Source organism: Rhodanobacteraceae bacterium (assembly GCA_024234055.1).
In the GTDB taxonomy this organism is placed as follows: Bacteria; Pseudomonadota; Gammaproteobacteria; order Xanthomonadales; family SZUA-5; genus JADKFD01.
This window is the reverse complement of record JACKOW010000015.1, coordinates 67,196-86,010: the sequence shown is the minus strand read 5'-3', so window position 1 is coordinate 86,010 and position 18,815 is coordinate 67,196. Positions and strand designations below refer to the sequence as shown.

At 63.6% G+C, this 18,815-nt stretch carries 14 protein-coding genes; 5 read left to right on the top strand and 9 right to left on the bottom strand.

The features are described 5' to 3' along the window. Nucleotides 1–136 precede the first annotated feature (136 nt). Entirely contained in the window at nucleotides 137–1,849 is a 1,713-nt protein-coding gene (locus tag H7A19_18245; GenBank protein MCP5476774.1) for an AMP-binding protein, read from the bottom strand. A 251-nt stretch (nucleotides 1,850–2,100) separates the two neighbouring features. Next, nucleotides 2,101–3,786, bottom strand: coding sequence for a hypothetical protein (locus H7A19_18240; GenBank protein ID MCP5476773.1), 1,686 nt, complete (start codon nucleotides 3,784–3,786; stop codon nucleotides 2,101–2,103). 746 nt (nucleotides 3,787–4,532) lie between these two features. On the opposite strand from H7A19_18240, the gene pilB reads away from it, so the two are divergent. The 4 genes from pilB to H7A19_18220 are packed head-to-tail and all read left to right on the top strand — an operon-like array spanning nucleotide 4,533 to nucleotide 9,001. Then, nucleotides 4,533–6,266 carry a type IV-A pilus assembly ATPase PilB gene (gene pilB / locus H7A19_18235; GenBank protein ID MCP5476772.1) on the top strand — a complete coding sequence of 578 codons (1,734 nt, stop codon included), beginning with the start codon at nucleotides 4,533–4,535 and terminating at the stop codon, nucleotides 6,264–6,266. 4 nt (nucleotides 6,267–6,270) lie between these two features. Beyond that, nucleotides 6,271–7,524 carry a type II secretion system F family protein gene (locus tag H7A19_18230; protein MCP5476771.1) on the top strand — a complete coding sequence of 418 codons (1,254 nt, stop codon included), beginning with the start codon at nucleotides 6,271–6,273 and terminating at the stop codon, nucleotides 7,522–7,524. Nucleotides 7,525–7,529: 5 nt separating this feature from the next. Beyond that, complete coding sequence (locus H7A19_18225; protein MCP5476770.1) at nucleotides 7,530–8,396, top strand: prepilin peptidase; 867 nt, start codon at nucleotides 7,530–7,532, stop codon at nucleotides 8,394–8,396. Continuing rightward, entirely contained in the window at nucleotides 8,393–9,001 is a 609-nt protein-coding gene (locus tag H7A19_18220; GenBank protein MCP5476769.1) for a dephospho-CoA kinase, read from the top strand. Before H7A19_18225 ends, H7A19_18220 begins: the two co-directional genes overlap by 4 nt. Nucleotides 9,002–9,022: 21 nt before the next feature. Here H7A19_18220 and H7A19_18215 read toward each other — a convergent pair whose 3' ends face one another. The 4 genes from H7A19_18215 to H7A19_18200 all read right to left on the bottom strand — a co-directional run bounded on the left by H7A19_18215 (nucleotide 9,023) and on the right by H7A19_18200 (nucleotide 14,359). Continuing rightward, the gene (locus tag H7A19_18215; GenBank protein MCP5476768.1) at nucleotides 9,023–9,994 is read right to left on the bottom strand and encodes a Nudix family hydrolase; all 972 of its coding nucleotides are present in this window, start codon (nucleotides 9,992–9,994) and stop codon (nucleotides 9,023–9,025) included. Between the two features lie 123 nt (nucleotides 9,995–10,117). Then, complete coding sequence (secA, locus tag H7A19_18210; GenBank protein MCP5476767.1) at nucleotides 10,118–12,865, bottom strand: preprotein translocase subunit SecA; 2,748 nt, start codon at nucleotides 12,863–12,865, stop codon at nucleotides 10,118–10,120. A gap of 149 nt (nucleotides 12,866–13,014) precedes the next feature. Continuing rightward, the gene (locus H7A19_18205; GenBank protein MCP5476766.1) at nucleotides 13,015–13,476 is read right to left on the bottom strand and encodes an isoprenylcysteine carboxylmethyltransferase family protein; all 462 of its coding nucleotides are present in this window, start codon (nucleotides 13,474–13,476) and stop codon (nucleotides 13,015–13,017) included. A gap of 40 nt (nucleotides 13,477–13,516) precedes the next feature. After that, nucleotides 13,517–14,359, bottom strand: coding sequence for a peptidoglycan DD-metalloendopeptidase family protein (locus H7A19_18200; protein MCP5476765.1), 843 nt, complete (start codon nucleotides 14,357–14,359; stop codon nucleotides 13,517–13,519). Nucleotides 14,360–14,503: 144 nt separating this feature from the next. On the opposite strand from H7A19_18200, the gene H7A19_18195 reads away from it, so the two are divergent. Further along, the gene (locus H7A19_18195; protein MCP5476764.1) at nucleotides 14,504–14,821 is read left to right on the top strand and encodes a DUF721 domain-containing protein; all 318 of its coding nucleotides are present in this window, start codon (nucleotides 14,504–14,506) and stop codon (nucleotides 14,819–14,821) included. A gap of 178 nt (nucleotides 14,822–14,999) precedes the next feature. On the opposite strand, the gene H7A19_18190 is transcribed toward H7A19_18195, so the two are convergent. From H7A19_18190 to ftsA, 3 genes are all read right to left on the bottom strand, one after another. Next, on the bottom strand, nucleotides 15,000–15,911 hold the full coding sequence (locus H7A19_18190; protein MCP5476763.1) for a UDP-3-O-acyl-N-acetylglucosamine deacetylase: 912 nt from the start codon (nucleotides 15,909–15,911) through the stop codon (nucleotides 15,000–15,002). Nucleotides 15,912–16,207: 296 nt separating this feature from the next. Next, entirely contained in the window at nucleotides 16,208–17,422 is a 1,215-nt protein-coding gene (gene ftsZ / locus H7A19_18185; GenBank protein MCP5476762.1) for a cell division protein FtsZ, read from the bottom strand. A 149-nt stretch (nucleotides 17,423–17,571) separates the two neighbouring features. Further along, complete coding sequence (gene ftsA / locus H7A19_18180) at nucleotides 17,572–18,801, bottom strand: cell division protein FtsA (GenBank protein MCP5476761.1); 1,230 nt, start codon at nucleotides 18,799–18,801, stop codon at nucleotides 17,572–17,574. Nucleotides 18,802–18,815 lie beyond the last annotated feature (14 nt).

The following is an 18,815-nucleotide window of genomic DNA, read 5'->3' as shown; positions in this document are numbered from 1 at the left end:
GAAGCGCGGCCCGATTCGCCTGCTGTGGGAGCGGGCTCTGCCCGCGACAAGGAGTCGCGGCTGAAGCCGCTCCCACAGGTGTCCGACGAACCCTGCCTTTCCCCTGCCCCGTACCCCCTTCCCCGTGCCCCGTCACTCACGCTTGCCGCTCCGTTCCAATGGCCACTTTGGGCACCTGCAGGCCCAGCCGCTCGCCGGCCCAGCGCTTGAGGTACTCGCGACCGATCTTGGCATTGTGGCGAATGTCGACCGGAAAGCGCGGGTAGTAGAGCACGCGCTGGATGCCTCGGGTGTGGGCGTGGCGGGTAGCGATCTGCAGCAGCTCCTCGGTGATGCGCGCCTGCTGCTCGCGGCCGACGCCAGGCTCCAGCTCCACGATCAGGATCGGCTCTTCGGCCCCCTGCTCACCCAGCCCCACCAGCGCCGTGCGGAAAACCTGCGGATGGGTGTTGAAGATCGGTTCCACCTGTTCGGTGCAGATCGGGCCACCCTCGGCCTCGACTCGCTGCGAGCGTCGTCCGCACATCCACAGCAACCCGCCTTCGTCGAAGTAACCAAGATCACCCATGCGATGCACGGTGCGCTCGCCGTCGCGGATCTTGCCGACTCGATCTGCGTCGGGTCGATTGAAATAGCGCTCGGTGGCAGTGGGTCCGACCACGGTGATCTCGCCCACCACGCCTGGCGGCACCAGCAGATCATCGCTCCACTCCGGAACGGCGTCATCGGTGATGCGGATGATCCGCACCTGATTGGGCGCCACCACACGTCCGACCAGTGTACCGGCACCCTGTTCGGTGCGCGCTCGCGCCACTTCGGTCAATTCCCGGCCCTCGACCACCGCCACTGGCAGGCATTCGGTGGCGCCGTACGGTGTCCACAGGCTGGCACCCTCGGGCAGCAGTTTGCGCATGCGCTCGACCACGGCCACCGGCACCGGCGCGCCCGCCGAGATCACCCGTTTGAGTGTCGGTAACTTGACCCCGCGCGGCGCGCCCCAGCGCGACAGGGCATTGACCAACGCCGGCGAGGCAAACAGATTGGTCACGCCGAAATCGTGGATGGTCTGGATCAGCTTGCCGGGATCAGCCATGGCCGGCCGGGTCGGATCCATTTCCGGAATGACCGTGGTCATGCCGAGCGCCGGATCAAACAAGGCAAATGGGGGAAAGGTGGGCAGATCGATCTCACCCGGCTGGATGTCGAAGGCCTCGCGCAGCAACTCGACCTGGGCCATGAAATGCCGATGCTGGTAGACCACGCCCTTGGGCACGCCGGTCGATCCGGACGTGAACAGGATGGCGGCCGGGTCGTCCTCGCGGGTATCGGCCAGCACCGCCGGGCAACGATGACGGGCGTCGGTGCCTTCGCGACCGGTCTTCAGCAACTCAGCGTAGCTGTGGCCGCCCCACATGAAGCGCGGACCCACGGTGACCAGGGTGCGGATGGTCTTGCGACCCCAACCCAGGGCCACGCGCGCAGCATGCGCCAGCGGGATACCGATGAAGGCCTGCGGCTCGGCTTCGGCCAGACATTGCTTGAGCGCCGTGCGCGCGATACCGGGGTCGATCAATACCGGCACCGCGCCAGCCTTGAACAAGGCGTACATGAGCACGAACAGCTCGACGCTCGGCCGCACCATCAGCACCGTGCGCACGCCCTTGCCGATGCCGACCTTGTCCAGGCCGCAGGCAATCGCATCCGACTCCTCATCGAGCTGGGCATAGGTCAGATGGGTATGCGCGGGTCGGCCGGCGATATCGCTGCCACAGGGGACAAAGATCGCGATCTGATGAGGCCGTTCCCGCGCCATGCGCGTCAGGGCGGACGCGATATTGGCGCTATCCATGAGTCGTGGCAGGCAGAAGGGGGCGCAAGCGTGCCGTGTCGGCGCCGAGCGGTCAACTTCCGGCGCAGCCAAAGCGGTTGTTGCCGCCCTCCCCCCGTCATCACCATGAGAGTCCCGGTCGCCCCTGGCGGCGCGCCTATTCGCGCATCAAACATGGGAGGGCGCGAGGGCGCGCAAAGGCGGCCTCACCGCGACTTCTTGATCTTGCGTGCTCTCGTGCCCTCTCGCCCTCGTGCCCTCAAATCAATGGCTTACCGTATGCTTGGTGGGAGCGACGGGTCGCCACTGCGCAGCTGAGCTTCCACGGCGCTGACGCGCTGTGTCAACGGCGCCAGCCGAGGGTCGCCACGCGCACTCTGTTGAAGTTGCGCCGTGCGCAGGTGAGCTCGTTCCATGGCTACCGGGTCGGCTGCGGCCGCCGCCGTTTCCACCCAGGCACTGGCCGCCGCAAAGGCGGCGTCGCGGTCATGCGGACGCAGCTCGGCGGCACGCTCGAACGCCTGCGCAGAAGCTCGCAACAGGGCCGCACTTTCGCCGGGCGCCGCTGCCAGCGCCTGCAGATAGTGCTGCTGCCCGGCGACAAACTCGTTCTGCGAGGCCAGGGCCGGCGCCAACTGCTGCTGCAGCCGTGCCGGCAGCCACTGCGCCGCCGCCAGCGCGCCCAGCAGCAACAGGCCCATCACCGGCATCCGCATTCCACCGAACCGTGGGACCAGCCCAGGGACGGAAGCGTCACTCGTTCTGCCCGGGTTGCCGACCAGCCCCAAGGCGCAGCCGATCCACACCCAGGCCAGGCTGCGGTCGCCGCTGAGCGCGAAACTCGCCTGCAGATGCAGCAACCATGCGGCCAGCGCCAGTCCCAGTGCCGCGGCTTCCTGGCGTCTGCTGCCCCCGACGTCGAGACCACGCCGCAGCGCGCAGGCCACGGCCCAGATCAAGATCAGACTGGACACCAGGCCGAACAATCCGGTCTCCAGCAAGCCATCGAGCAGGCCCTGATGCGCACGGTCAGCCGCCCATGACAGCGCCTCGGAACGCGCGCCCGTGCCGGCCCTGCCGACATTGTCGAGCGCAGACTGCTGTTGGTCTGGCCCGTACCCGAACCACGGGCGCAGTGCCGGACGGCGATCAGATTGGCCCTGGGCATCCAACACCGGTTGGGGGTCGGTCAGCGCCTGTGCCGCGATGCGCCACAGATAAGCCCGATCATGAAGCGAAGCCGGCCGCCAAGCCGCCAGCACGACGGCGGCCAACAGCAGCATCAGCAGCAGCGGCACGCCCAGCCTGAGCCGGCGTGGATTCCACAACAGCCACAGCGCCAGTCCGGCCAGCGTCAACGCCAGCACAGCGCTTCGAGACTGGGTGAGCAACAGCGCGGTCAGTTGCAGGCCAACCGGAATCCACCACAGCCGGCTCGCGCCCGAGCGCAGATTCAGCAGCGAAGACGGCAACAGCAGAATGAGCCATCCGGCGAGGGTCGTGGCATTGCCCAGCGTCGCCGCCGGGCGATGATCCGTGGGTGTATCCCAATGAATCGGATCCAGTCCGACGCGCTGCAGCAGGGCATAGGTCGAGACGGCAGCGCCCAGCAGCGCCGCACGGCGATAGAGCAGGCAGCGCTCGGCCTCGGTGCAGGTACTGGCAGCCAGGGCCAGGATGACCACAGCCATGGCGATCAACAGCCCTTGTGCGCGCGCGTGCGATCCGATCAGTGCCGCGGAAGGCTCCAATGCCAGCAGTGCAGCAGCCAGTGCAGCCATCATCACTCCGAGCAATGGCCAAAGCGCCCTGCGCCGGGTGGAAATCTGGATCCAGGGAATCAACCATGCGCTCGCCAGCGCGATTCCAGTCACCTTGAGCGCCTCTGATCCGCCCGGCCATACCACGAGGGAAGACCAGATCAGGGACAGCGTCAGCAGTGTCACAGGCTTGGGCATCGGCTCCCCCGTGTCAGGCCACACTATTGATGCCGTCGAACCCACTCCGCAAGTTCGATGGACCAAAAATAGAAGGCCCCGGACGTTGGGGAGCGCCCGGGGCCTGGGGGCCGTAGAGACGGATGGGGATGTCCAGTCTCCACTTTGAAGGTTCACTATTGGGGGAGGAGTGAACCGGGCCGAGCTGTGTCAGCCCGAACCCATAGATAGGTTGCCGCAAACGAAGTTCCCCTGACAATGCCGAAGGTCATCGGTCACATTTAGACAGAACTAACGGCACTCGTTGCGAACTTCTGATTCAGCCATCAGCAAGGCAGGTTTTTTGCGTCCAGCTTGTTGAAGGCAAAGGAAATATTCAGACTCCGACCGCGGCAGCCACCATAATGCGTGTGGCGGAATGCGGGCAAATGTTGCTGAACGCAAACCAACTGCCATCGATAGCGAGGTAAACAATCAATAAGCCGATCGCCAACGGGCCTGATCCGGCTGCCGCCTTCTGCTTTTCGCAGACTGCGCCATTGCCGTCAACCAGTGGTTCGAGACAGATTCAGACAGCGTTCAAGGCTCGAGATCGGACGATCCCGGCGATCAACCCAGGGATCAGTGCTGTCGTCCAGGCCCGCTCGTCGGCTCGGGAAGCGGCGTTTTCCGACGCCGGATTCCCGTTACCGCAACACACCACCACTTTCGAACTTCCGAGGCTTGCGATACATTCCGCAGAAGTCTTCTGAGGTTGTGTCCGACCCATGGCAAGCAATCCACAATCCACCACGCTGTCCGGATTATCGGGTGTCGCTCGCCGACTGGTCGCGGAAGGCGCGCTGTCCGAAGCTGACGCGCGCAAGGCCTCTGAAGCCTCATCCAAGCAACGGGTTTCACTGATCGCCTATCTGATCGAGAACGGCCTGGCTGACCCCAAGGCCACCGCAGCAGCGGCCAGTCAGGAATTCGGCGTGCCCTTGTTCGACGCTCTGGCGGTAGATCTGAAGATCGCACCGATCCGGTCGATCGAGCAGGCGTTGATCGAGAAGCATCGCGCGGTGCCGCTGTTCCGGCGCGGCAATCGCATGTTCATCGGCATTGCCGATCCAACCAATGACCGGGCACTGGAGGAGATCAAGTTCCAGTCCAAGACCCTGGTCGAACCCATCATCGTCGACGACAACACGCTGACCCGCCTGATCGAGCAGGCCATGTCACAGGGCGACACCATTGCCGAAGGCATGGACGATGACGAAGGCCTGGAGAACCTGGACGTTCAGGGTGGCGACGATGACATGGAGGGCGGCTCGTCGTCGGGCGTCGATGTCCAGGGCAATGACGACACACCGGTGGTTCGCTTCATCAACAAGGTGCTGGTCGACGCCATCAAGCGCGGCGCTTCGGATATCCATTTCGAGCCCTACGAACACGCCTATCGGGTGCGCTTCCGCATGGACGGCATCCTGCGCCAGGTGGCGTCTGCGCCGGTCAAGTTGAGTGCACGCATGGCCGCGCGCCTGAAGGTGATGTCGGCGCTGGACATTGCCGAAAAGCGCGTACCGCAGGACGGTCGAATCAAGCTCAACCTGTCCAAGACCAAGGCCGTCGATTTCCGGGTCAGCACCTGTCCCACGCTGTTTGGCGAAAAGGTCGTGCTGCGTATTCTCGACGGTTCCGCCGCCAAACTGGGCATCGACAAGCTGGGTTATGAAGAAGACCAGAAAGCGCTGTTTCTCGGCGCCATCGCCAAACCCTATGGCATGGTCCTCGTCACCGGCCCTACCGGCAGTGGCAAGACGGTTTCCCTGTATACGGCACTGAATATCCTCAATACCGACGAGCGCAATATCTCGACGGCTGAAGATCCGGTTGAAATCCGCGTGACCGGGATCAACCAGGTGCAGATGAACATCAAGGCCGGCATGACCTTCGCGGCCGCCCTGCGCTCCTTCCTGCGCCAGGATCCCGACGTGATCATGGTCGGCGAGATCCGCGACCTGGAGACCGCCGAGATCGCGATCAAGGCCGCGCAGACCGGTCATATGGTGCTGTCCACGCTGCATACCAACGACGCACCACAGACCATTGCGCGCCTGATGAACATGGGCATTGCGCCCTTCAACATCACCTCGGCAGTCACGCTGGTGATCGCCCAGCGCCTGGCCCGTCGCCTGCATGACTGCAAGCGTCAGGTTTCGCTCCCCACGCATGCGCTTCTGGCGGAGGGCTTCACCGAGGAAGACATCGCCAACATGCAGCTGTACGAGCCCGTGGGCTGCGGCAGCTGCAATGAAGGCTACAAGGGCCGCACCGGCATCTATCAGGTCATGCCGCTGTCGGAAGATATCGCACGCATCATCCTGGGCGGTGGCAATGCCATCCAGATTGGTGAAGCGGCGCACGCATCAGGCATACCGGACCTGCGCCGATCGGCTTTGATGAAGGCCAAGGCTGGTATGATCTCGCTGGCCGAAATGAACCGCGTCACCAAGGACTAGAACCATGGCAACGGCGACAGCACGCGCAAAGGCTCCGACCAACCGAGGCTTGGGCGAGTTGCAGACCTTCAAATGGGAAGGCACCGACAAGCGCGGGCACAAGCTGCGCGGCGAGGAGCTCGGCAAGAACGCCAATCTGGTCAAGGCACACCTGCGCAAGCAGGGCATCAATGCCACCAAGATCGCGCAAAAGAAGAACTCCATCTTCGGCTCCTCCGGAGCAACCATCAAGCCGCGCGATATCGCCGTGGTCAGCCGGCAGTTGGCGACGATGATGAAAGCCGGCGTACCGCTGGTTCAGAGCTTCGAGATGATCGCGGGCGGACAGAACAATCCACGCCTCAAGGACATGCTGACCGCGGTCAAGACCGACATCGAGGGTGGTTCCGCACTGTCGGAAGCCATCAACAAGTTTCCGGCGTATTTTGACGAGCTCTATGTCAATCTGGTCCGTGCCGGCGAATCGGCCGGTGTGCTCGACGTGGTACTGGACACCGTCGCCACCTACAAGGAAAACATCGAATCCCTCAAGGGCAAGATCAAGAAAGCCTTGTTCTATCCACTGGCGGTCATCGCGGTCGCCATCATCGTGTCGTCAATCATCCTGATCTACGTCGTGCCGCAATTCGAGGCTGTGTTCAAGAGCTTCGGCGCCGATTTGCCAGCCTTCACCAAGATGATCGTGGGCGCGTCCAACTTCATGGTGGACTATTGGTGGTTGGTTGTGGTGATCATCGGCGGTTCGCTGTTCGGATTCACCACGGCGCTGCGACGCTCTCGCAATTTCGCGCGACTGATCGACCGAATGATGTTGAAGATGCCAGTGCTGGGGCAGATCCTGCACAATTCCGCGGTGGCGCGCTTTGCACGCACCCTGGCAATCACCTTCCGAGCCGGCGTGCCCTTGGTGGAGGCGCTGGAAACCGTGGCCGGCGCAACCGGCAACATCATCTACGATGAGGCCACCCAACGCGTGAAGGAAGACGTTTCGGTCGGCCATCAGCTCAATCTGGCCATGCGTCAGCAGAATATCTTTCCGCTGATGGTGGTGCAGATGACCGCCATTGGCGAGGAATCCGGTGCTCTGGATACCATGCTGATCAAGGCAGCGGAGTTTTATGAGCAGGAAGTCGAGAACGCGGTCGATGCGCTGTCCAGCCTGCTCGAACCCTTCATCATGGTGATCATCGGCGTGCTGGTGGGCGGCATGGTCATCGGCATGTACCTGCCGATCTTCAAGCTGGCAGCGGTGGTCTGAGCGGAGTGCTTGAACTTCTGTCGGCGGCGCCCACGGTCGGACTGCTTCTGGCCGGGGCGCTGGGCCTGATTGTCGGCAGCTTTCTGAATGTGGTCATCCTGCGCCTGCCGCCCAGGCTCGAGCATCAGTGGCGCAGCGATGCGCTGGACATGCTCGGACTTGAGCCCGCTGAGCCCGAATCGACCCCTCCCGGTTTGGTCATGGAGCGCTCGCATTGCCCGCAGTGTCTGGCGCAGATCAAGGCTTATGACAACATCCCGGTACTGAGCTATCTGCTGCTGCGCGGGCGTTGCCGGGCCTGTGGCCTGCGAATTTCCCCGCAATACCCCTTGATAGAGGCGGCCACCGGAGTGGCTACGGCGCTCTGCGTTTGGCGCTTTGGCATCAGTGCCGAAGCCCTTGGCGCGATCGTTCTGACCTGGACGCTGATTGCGCTGGCGGGCATAGACCTGCGCACCCAACTGCTGCCGGATGCGTTGACCTTGCCTCTGCTCTGGGGTGGTTTGCTGCTGTCGCTGATTCCCCTGTTCGCGGAACCGGAACAAGCCATCCTCGGCGCGGTCGTCGGCTATCTCAGCCTGTGGTCAGTGTACTGGGGCTTCAAGTTGCTGACTGGCAAGGAAGGCATGGGTTACGGTGATTTCAAGCTGCTCGCGGCTTTGGGGGCGTGGTTCGGAGTTGTCGCCATCCTGCCGATCGTGCTGCTGTCGTCGGCGGCCGGCGCGCTGATCGGCGGACTGATGATCCTGCTGCGCGGCCGCGATTCCCAGCTGCCGATGCCCTTCGGCCCCTTCATCGCCGTCGCCGGATTCAGCTACATGATCCTGGCACCGCAGTTGCGCACCTGGCTGCCGCTGCTCATCCCGGAATGAACCACCCTTTGATTGTGGGCCTGACCGGCGGGGTGGCCTCGGGCAAGTCTGCAGCCGCGACAATGCTGGCCGAACTGGGAGCAGGCATCGTCGACACCGATGTCATTGCCAGGGAAGTGGTCAGCATCGGCAGTCCCGGTCTCGCGGCGGTGGTAGAGGAGTTCGGGCCTTCGATCTTGCTGGCCAGCGGTGAGCTGGATCGGGCGCGATTGCGGGCCCTGGTGTTTGCGGACCCGGCTGCTCGCAAGCGGCTGGAGGCCATCCTGCACCCGCGCATAGGAATCGAGGCTCGGCAGCAGGTGCGGCAGACAAGCGCTGCCTATGTCTTGCTGGTGGTGCCCTTGCTGGTCGAGTCAGGCAACTATGGCTGGGTGAATCGAGTGCTGGTCGTGGATGCATCGGTTGAATTGCAGTCGCGGCTGCTGACCCGACGCGACGGCATCAGCGCTGACCTGGCCGAGCGCATGATTGCGGCGCAAGCCAGCCGCGAACAGCGTCTGAGGCAAGCCGATGATGTGCTGCGCAACAGTGCTGGACTTGCCGAGTTGGCCACTCAGGCTCGAACCCTGGACCGGCGCTACAGGGCGCTCTGCGCTCCCGGCTGAGCCCAGCGAATCCGGGTGCGCTCAGGATCGCCAGTAGGCGCGTATGCCGGCCACGCCATGGGCGCCATGGGCGATAGCGGACTCCAGCTCCGCCGGTCCTACGCCACCGAGCGCAAAACACGGCAGACAGGTCGAGCGCGCAGCCGCGCTGAAGTCAGCCCATCCCAGCGCAGAAGCCAGGGGATGACTGGCGGTCTGCTGCACCGGCGACAGCGAGACAGCGTCTGCGCCGAGTGCTTCGGCAGCCTTGAGTTCGGCGCGATCGTGGCAGGAGGCGAATAGCCAGAAGGACTCGGGTAGCGGACGCCGGTTCAGCTCCCGCAACTGGCGACTGGACAGGTGCACGCCATCAAAGCCCAATTGCAAGGCCAGATCCGGCAGGCCATGCAGCAGCACCAGAAGCTCCGGTCGCCAACTGCGGACCTGTCCCAACATGGCTTCAGCCAGGCCCTCCAATTGTGCGAGCTCGCAGGACTTGGCGCGCAGGCTGACGATGCCGATGTCGGGGTTCTCGAGCGTGCGCGCCAGATCCGACATGAACGCTTGTTGGTGACCCACGTCGGGTTCTGGTGTGATCAGATACTGCCGAGGCAAGGCCAGGCGCGCTCTGATCGGCCGATCCGGCGCCGGCATGGAGAACTGTCGCAAAGCCACCGGGGCCAGCCAGCGGAGGGCCTGGTGCTCGTGGGCGTGGGGCTCACCGTTCCAGCGCCGGCAAACAAAGGCGTGCAGATTGAGATTGCGTGGCGGGCCGCGCCAGCGCACGACGGTCAATGGCTCGGGGGCGTCGATGACAATGCCGAGCTCTTCATTCAGTTCCCGGATCAGGGCGTCGGCGGGGCGCTCGCCGACGGCAATCTTGCCTCCGGGAAACTCCCACAAGCCTCCGTCCTGACCCTGTACCGCTCGCTGGGCAATGAGCACCCGTCCCTCGCCGTCCATCAACACGCCGGCGACAACCGCCAGCGCACGCGGACCCGGGACCGGCGCCATCAGTCAGCTTGGCGCGAGCAGTCCGCGGATTGCTCCGTGGACACCCGCAGACGGACGATCAAGAGCATGCAGTCTCCACAACACTGATTGGCACCCGGACGCACGCGCCCGGGTGCATGCACCTCAATCGAGCTTGCCGTGGCAAGCCTTGTATTTCTTGCCGGATCCACAGGGGCAAGGATCGTTGCGTCCGACCTTGGCGCTACCGCGGACAATCGGCTCACCGCGTACACCGCCCTGAGCCGCGGCATCCCAACCCGAGGGTGCCAAGCCTTGAGCCTGGGCAGCTTCATCATCCACGCCCAGCGAACCGGCGTCGGCGTGCTGGAACTGCATCGGTGGTGCCTGCCGACGCTGAGCCTCGGCTTCCTCCAGATCGTTCTCACTGCGCACGCGCACCCGCGCCAGCATGCGGATGGTCTCGGACTTGACCCGCTCCAGCAGCTGCTGGAAGAGCTCGAAGGCCTCGCGCTTGAATTCCTGCTTCGGCTGCTTCTGGGCATATCCACGCAGATGAATGCCCTGGCGCAGATAGTCCATGCGCGCCAGATGATCCTTCCACTGACTGTCGAGCACGTTGAGCAGAATGGCCTTTTCGGCCATCCTGGTGATTTCCGAACCCATCACCGCTTCGCGCTCGCGGAAGTGCCGATCGACCGACTCGATGACCTTGTCAACGAGGCCTTCGGCATTGATGTCGGGATTGTCCTTGACCCAATGCTGCGGCTCGATCTCGACGCCCAGTTCGTCGGCAAAGCTGCGCTTGAGTCCATCCAGATCCCACTGCTCGTCGATCGAGTCGGCCGGGATGTGGACCCTGGCCATGCTGCGCACCACATCCTGACGTACCGAGACCAGGGTCTCCTGGACATCCTCGGCATCCATGATTTCATTGCGCTGCTCGTAGATCACCTTGCGCTGATCATTGGCAACATCATCGAAATCCAGCAGATGCTTGCGGATGTCGAAATTGTGAGCCTCGACCTTGCGCTGGGCATTCTCGATGGCACGATTGACCAGCGGATGCTCGATCGACTCGCCCTCCTTCATGCCCAGCCGCTGCATCAGGCCAGCCAGTCGGTCGGAGGCGAAGATGCGCATCAGCGAATCTTCGAAAGCCAGATAGAAGCGCGAGGAACCCGGGTCACCCTGACGACCGGAACGACCACGCAGCTGGTTGTCGATGCGGCGCGACTCGTGGCGTTCTGTGCCGACGATATGCAACCCGCCCGATTGCAGCACTTCTTCGTGGCGACGTTTCCACTCGCTGCGCACCGCTTCGCGCTCGGCGTCGGTAGCTTCTTCGCCGAGACCGTGCAATTCGGCTTCCAGACTGCCGCCGAGCACGATGTCAGTGCCGCGGCCGGCCATGTTGGTGGCGATGGTGACTGCACCCGGACGCCCGGCCTGAGCCACGATATGGGCCTCACGCTCGTGCTGCTTGGCGTTCAGCACTTCGTGGGGAATGCCTTCCTTCTTCAACAGCCCGGCGAGCAGCTCGCTGGTTTCGATGGAGGTAGTGCCCACCAGTACCGGCTGGCGCTTGGCTCGACGCTCGCGGATGTCTTCGACGATCGCAGCGAACTTGTCCTTGCGCGTCAGGAACACCAGATCGGTGGCGTCCTTGCGGATCATCGGCCGATGGGTGGGAATGACGATGACTTCCAGGCCGTAGATGCTCTGGAACTCATAGGCTTCGGTATCGGCCGTACCGGTCATGCCCGCCAGCTTCTTGTACATGCGGAAGAAGTTCTGGAAGGTGATCGAGGCCAGCGTCTGGTTCTCGCGCTGGATCGGCACGTTTTCCTTGGCCTCGATGGCCTGGTGCAGACCGTCCGACCAGCGCCGTCCGGCCAATGTACGCCCGGTGAATTCGTCGACGATGATGACCTCGCCGTCGCGCACGATGTAATCGACATCGCGCTGGTACAGGTGGGTGGCACGCAGCGCCGCGTTCAGATGATGGACAACGGCCAGATTCTGCACGTCATAGAGGCTTTCGTCCGGCTTGATGATGCCGTTCTCGGCCAGAATCTGTTCGACCCGATGCATGCCCTGCTCGGACAGATGCACCTGCTTCTGCTTTTCGTCGACCCAGAAATCGCCCTCTTCTTCCTCGGTCTTCTGCTTCTTCAGCTGCGGTGCAATGCGGTTGATCTTGACATAGAGCTCAGGCGATTCATCGGCCGGGCCGGAGATGATCAGCGGCGTGCGCGCTTCGTCGATCAGGATGGAATCCACTTCGTCGACGATGGCGTAGTGCAATCCGCGCTGCAGCCGGTCGGCCGGCTGGAAAGCCATGTTCGAGCGCAGATAGTCGAAACCGTATTCGTTGTTGGTGCCGTAGGTGATGTCGCAAGCGTAGGACTGGCGTTTGGACTCCATGCTCTGTCCGGGCACGATGACGCCCACGGTCATGCCCAGCGCCGCATAGACCGGTGTCATCCAGGCCGCGTCACGCTTGGCCAGGTAATCATTGACCGTGACCACGTGCACACCCTTGCCGGGCAGCGCATTCAGATACACCGGCAGCGTCGCCACCAGGGTCTTGCCCTCACCGGTGCGCATCTCGGCAATCTTGCCCTGATGCAGCACCATGCCGCCGATCAGCTGCACGTCGTAGTGGCGCAGCCCCAGCGTGCGCCGGGCAGCCTCGCGTACCGCGGCAAAAGCCTCGGGCAGAAGCTGGTCTTCGCTCTGGCCATCGGCCAGGCGCTTGCGGAATTCATCTGTCTTGGCGCGCAGTTCAGCGTCGCTCAACGCCTGAAAACTGGCTTCGAGCTCGTTGATGCGAGCGACGGTCTTGCGCATGCCGCGAACGACGCGATCGTTGCGGCTACCGAAGATCCGGGTCAAAAGGGCGTTGAACATAGGGGAGGTGTGAAGGCTGGATGAGGAAAGCAGGGCCGCGAGTCTACCCGATTCAGTTCGGGGAGGCCTACGGAAGGTGGCCGCGGCTTCCGAGCCCGCAGCGAATCCAGGGAGTTGGGGACGTTCTCCGCAGAATCAAGGCAGACCGATCAACACCAGCGCCGGACGCGACGACAGTAATCCCGATAGGACTGGCCAAAATGAGCGGCGATGGCCTCCTCTTCGGCTGAGATCTGATAGCGGTTGAGGTACAGCACGAACAGCGGCAGCAGCGCCATGCCGATGGGTTGCCCCATCCATGCTGCGAGTGCAGCCAGTACCAGCAGCATGCCCAGATACATCGGATTTCGGCTGAAGCGGAAGATTCCGATGGTGACCAGCGCCGACACGCGATCTGGATGCATCGGGTGCACGGTCGTCCGCGCGCGCCGGAACTCGAGCACGCCGGCCATGGCAATGAGCACACCCGAGGTGGCCAGAAGGATCGCCAGCAGGTAGCGCGGCCACGGCGGAATCGACCAGACGTGCAGCCATTTGCCTGAGCCGGCAATGGCGAGCGCCACAATGGCAAAGACCACGAGGGGCGGGACTCGCAGCTTCAAATCAGGCACCGGCTTGCTTCCTCGCTCGCCCGGGCGAGAGCAAGATCGCTCAGCGGATCGCGCTGACGAACTTCTTCGGGTTGATCGGCTTGCCGTCCTGCCAGACCTCGAAATGCACATGGGACCCGGTGGCGCGACCCGTGGCGCCCATCTTGGCGATCAGCTGGCCACCGGTGACCACATCACCGACCTTGACCAGATTCTTGTCGTTGTGGGCATAGCGGGTGGTGTAGCCATTGCCATGATCGATGTCGATCATGTTGCCGTAGGAGGGATGGCGTCCGGCGAAGACCACCACGCCACTGGCCACGGTGAGCACGTCAGCGCCCTTGACGCCATCGAAATCGATGCCGGAGTGAAAGGCTCGGGTGCCGTTGAAGGGGTCGATGCGCATGCCGAATTGAGAGGCCATGAAGCCCGAGCGCACGGGCATGCCGGAGGGCATGAATTCAGCATCGAGATCACGATCCAGCAGCAGCGTTTCCAGCACACCCAGCTGTTCGGCCTGGGTATCAAACTGGGCGCGCAGCCGCACCAATGTGTCCGAGAACTGCGGCGCGAAATAGTCGTCGTCGATCGGAGCGTGGCTTTCCGGGCCACCGATGCTCGGGGCCTTGTCGAAATCAAATTCGCCATCGTCGAGCTTGCCCATGCGGGTCAGCCGCTGACCGAGGGCATTCAGGCGCGTGGCCTGGGCCTGCAGTTCGCCCAGCTGGATGGCCAGAGCGTCGAGATCGCGCCGGGATTGCGCCTCGGTCTGATCCAGTTGTTCCTTCTGCGCGATCAGCTGCGCTCGCAGGCTTTCGACATCCCCGGCGCTCAGGCCCTCGACGTTGCCGAAGCCGCGACCGGCCATGAAGCCGAGACTGACGATTGTGCCCAGCACGATCAGGGCAGCACTCGCACAGAGCCAGCGAGTGCGGGTACACGCCAGATTGAACTGACGCGAACCGGAATTGGGACCACCTACCAGTATGATGTTCATGCTCTCCAGACCTTCGTCACCTTCGCCGGTGCGCAAAACACGAGATTCGCAATGGCCCGCTATCCCGCGCTTGGTGAAACCCTCCAGGACATGCCCAGCCTGGCGGCGCTCGTTGCCGAAGCGCGCCGCATCGGGGATCTGGACCAACGCCTGCGCGCCGTCCTGCCACCTCGATTGGCTGCCCAGTGCCGCCTCGCCAATTGCCGCGACGGTCAGCTGGTGTTCCTGGCGCGTACACCCGAATGGGCGTCCAAGCTGCGCCTTTCGAGCCGACAACTCCTCGACGAGGCCAAATTGGCACTCGCTGTAGAGGACTTGCGACTCACCGTGAAGGTCGCGCGTCCTGATGCGAATTCCCCGTTCGCATAAGTTCGAACGACCTCGTTCAGTTGCGACGCCCGACTAGCCGTCGCTTCCGAACCAACCGACAAACGCCGGCTGTTGTCGTGGCCCTAGGGCCGTTCAGCATCCTGCTGAAGATCTTCCCTGACTGCTTTGTTCTTCTTGGTGGTGTTGCCGCCGACCGGGCAGTGGTCGGCGCCCACATCTACACCGCCTGAGCGGGATGGGCGTAGGAAATCGGTACCTCTTCCGGGCGGTCGAATACGACTTCTTCCCAGGCGCTCTCGTCGGCCACCAGGGCACGCAAGAGTCTGTTGTTGAGGAAGTGACCGGACTTGTGTCCGTAGAACGCACCGATCAGGCTGTGTCCCAGCAGATACAGATCTCCAATCGCGTCCAGAATCTTGTGCTTGACGAACTCGTCCTCGTAGCGCAAACCGTCTTCGTTGAGCACGCGGTAGTCGTCGAGCACGATGGCATTGTCCATCGAACCGCCGAGCACCAGATTGCGCTCGCGCAACATCTCGAGGTCGCGCATGAAACCGAAGGTACGAGCGCGGCTCACTTCCTTGACGAAGGACGTGGTCGAGAAATCAATCTCGGCCTTGCAGGTCTTCTGGCTGAAGGCCGGGTGATCGAATTCGATCGAGAACCCCACCTTGAAGCCATCGAAGGGCTCGAATCGCGCCCACTTGTCGCCATCGCTGACGACGATTTCCTTGCGGATGCGGATGAAGCGCTTGTGGGCGTTCTGCTCTTCGATGCCCGCCGACTGCAGCAGGAACACGAAGGGACCGGCGCTGCCATCCATGATCGGCACTTCCGACGCGGACAGATCGACATAGGCATTGTCGATGCCCAGTCCGGCGAATGCGGACAGCAGATGCTCGATGGTGGCGACGCGAACGCCATCGCGCACCAGGGCGGTAGACAGGCTGGTGTCGCCCACATTCTCGGCGCGCGCATGCAGACAAACCGGTTCAGCAAGATCGGTGCGGCGGAAAACGATGCCGGTGTTGACGGCCGCAGGCCGCAACGTCATGTACACCTTCTGACCGGAATGAATGCCTACGCCCGTTGCTCGGATGACGTTCTTCAACGTGCGCTGACGAATCATCGTGTGTGGTCTCGGCTGCGATCGGGCAATACGGCCGACGGATCGTAGCACACGAGATTGACCGAGCAAAGACGCCAGTAGCGCCCGGCGCAACAAACTGTTGCGTCGCAACCACAGATGGCGGGGTTGTGCACAGATACAACAACCCGTGATGGCGCCCCGACCATCAATGCCGGGGCTGATTGGAATAACGCGAAATGCCGCCGCCGGGGGCCATCCCTGCCCCCGGCGGCGCTGGCTGTCACGCGCGCCGACGCCCGCCGCCTGAGCGGTCGGGTGTCGCGATGTCCGGCGCCTCAGTCGGCCTGACGGCGCAGGAAGGCGGGAATGTCCAGATAGTCGTATTCGGTGTCCGCCGCTGCCTGCGGTGCGGCGGCAGCTGCCGATGCGGAGCCACCAGTCCCGAAGCGGCGCGCCTGCTGCTGCGGACGCAGGGTGGGCTGCGGCTCGACACTCATCGGTGCAACCTCAACCTCCGGCGCACGCACCACGCGGAAGTTGTTGCGCATCGGCGGCCCGGCGAAAACATCTGCCGGTACCCGCTGGGCCTGCCGGTTGAGACCCGTGGCCACCACCGTCACCCGGATCTCGTCTTCCAGATCCATGTCGAGCACGGTGCCGATCTTGATGTTGGCGTCATCAGCGGCGAACTCGGCCACGGTCTGGCCGACTTCGTTGTATTCGCGCATGGTCAGGTTCGGGCCCGAGGTGATGTTCACGAGAATGCCGCAGGCACCCTTGAGGTTGATGTCTTCCAGCAGCGGATTGCCGATGGCGGCCTCGGTGGCGGCCACGGCGCGATCGTCGCCCTTGGCCTTGCCGGTGCCCATCATGGCCAGACCCATCTCGCTCATCACCGTGCGCACGTCGGCAAAATCGACGTTGATCAGGCCCGGTCGGGTGATCAGGTCGGCAATGCCCTGAACCGCGCCGAGCAGCACATCATTGGCTTCGCGGAAGGCATTCAGCAGCGAGACCTCGCGGCCGAGCACGGTCAGCAGCTTCTCGTTCGGAATGGTGATCAGGCTGTCCACATGCTGGGCCAGTTCCTCGATGCCCTTCATGGCCACCTGCATGCGCCGACGCCCTTCGAAGGGGAAGGGCTTGGTGACGACGGCCACGGTCAGGATGTCCAGATCCTTGGCAATCTGGGCGATGACAGGTGCCGCGCCGGTGCCGGTGCCGCCTCCCATGCCAGCGGTGATGAACACCATGTCGGCGCCGCGCAGCGCTTCACTGATGCGCTCGCGATCCTCGATGGCAGCCTGCCGGCCGACCTCCGGATTGGCGCCCGCCCCCAGACCCTTGGTCACATTGGTGCCCAACTGCAGCAGGGTGATCCCGTCCGCCCGGCGCAGGGCCTGGGCATCGGTATTGGCGACGACGAATTCGACGCCTTCGATGTTGCCGCCGATCATGTGGGCGATGGCGTTGCCACCACCGCCGCCGACGCCGATGACCTTGATCACGGCATTCGGTGTTGCGCTTTCCATCAATTCAAAATTCATTATCAGACCCTCGCGTTATGCCAGCCAGTTGTCGTCCTTGCCGATCTGCGCAATCCCTGCGCGCCTCGGTCTCCCCCGACGGAATCCCCTCATCCCGTCGCCACACTGCAGTCCGCGCACCCACTCAGAGGTCGCCCGGAGATGCGTGATTCTCAAAATTCACCACCCAGAAACTGCTTGATCCTTTCCCACAGACTGCGCGCGCCGCTGACCGGTCGGCTGCTGCTGCGCGGGCGCGCCTGCGAGCCGTAGATCAGCAGGCCGACGCCGGCGGAGTGCATCGGATTGCCGACGATCTCGGCCAATCCATTGACGTGCTGCGGCAGGCCGAGGCGCACCGGCATGTGGAAGATCTCTTCCGCCAGTTCGACCGCGCCGTCCATGCGTGAGGCGCCACCGGTGAGGACCACGCCAGCGGCGATCAGGTCCTCGAAACCACTGCGCCGAAGTTCGGCCTGCGCCAGCGAGAACAACTCCTCGTAGCGTGGCTGCACCACTTCGGCCAGGGTCTGGCGCGCCAGCCGCCGCGGTGCGCGGTCGCCGACACTGGGCACCTGGATGCTCTCGTCGGCGGTGGCGAGGTGGGCCAGCGCACAGGCGTACTTGAGCTTGATTTCCTCGGCATGGGGCGTCGGCGTGCGCAAGGCCACGGCGATGTCATTGGTGACCTGATCGCCGGCGATGGGCAGCACCGCGGTGTGGCGGATGGCGCCCTGGGCAAAGACCACAATGTCGGTGGTCCCCGCGCCGATGTCGATCAGGGCCACGCCCAGCTCGCGCTCATCATCGGTGAGCACGGCATGACTGGCGGCCAGTGGCTGCAGGATCAGATCGTCCACTTCCAGGCCGCAGCGGGCAATGCACTTGGTGATGTTCTGGGCCGCGCTGCCGGCAGCGGTCACCAGGTGCACGCGCGCTTCCAGACGCACGCCGCTCATGCCGATCGGATAGCGAATGCCTTCCTGCTCGTCGATGACATATTCCTGCGGCAGCACGTGCAGGATCTTCTGATCGGCGGGAATCGGCATCGCCCGGGCGGCATCGAGTACCCGATCGACATCGAAATCGGTGACTTCCTTGTCGCGGATGGCGACGATGCCGTGCGAATTCAGGCTCTTGACGTGACTGCCGGAAATGCCGGCGTACACCGAGCGGATCTCGCAACCGCTCATCTGTTCGGCTTCCTCGATGGCGCGCTGGATCGACTGCACCGTCGACTCGATGTCGACCACCACGCCACGCTTGATGCCGCGACTGGGTTGACTGCCCATGCCGATGATCTCGACCGGCTCGCCCGGCGCGTACTCGCCGACCATGGCCACCACCTTGGAGGTGCCAATGTCGAGTCCGACGATCAGGGTCTTGTCGCTTTTGCGGCTCATGGGTTCGGGGTCAT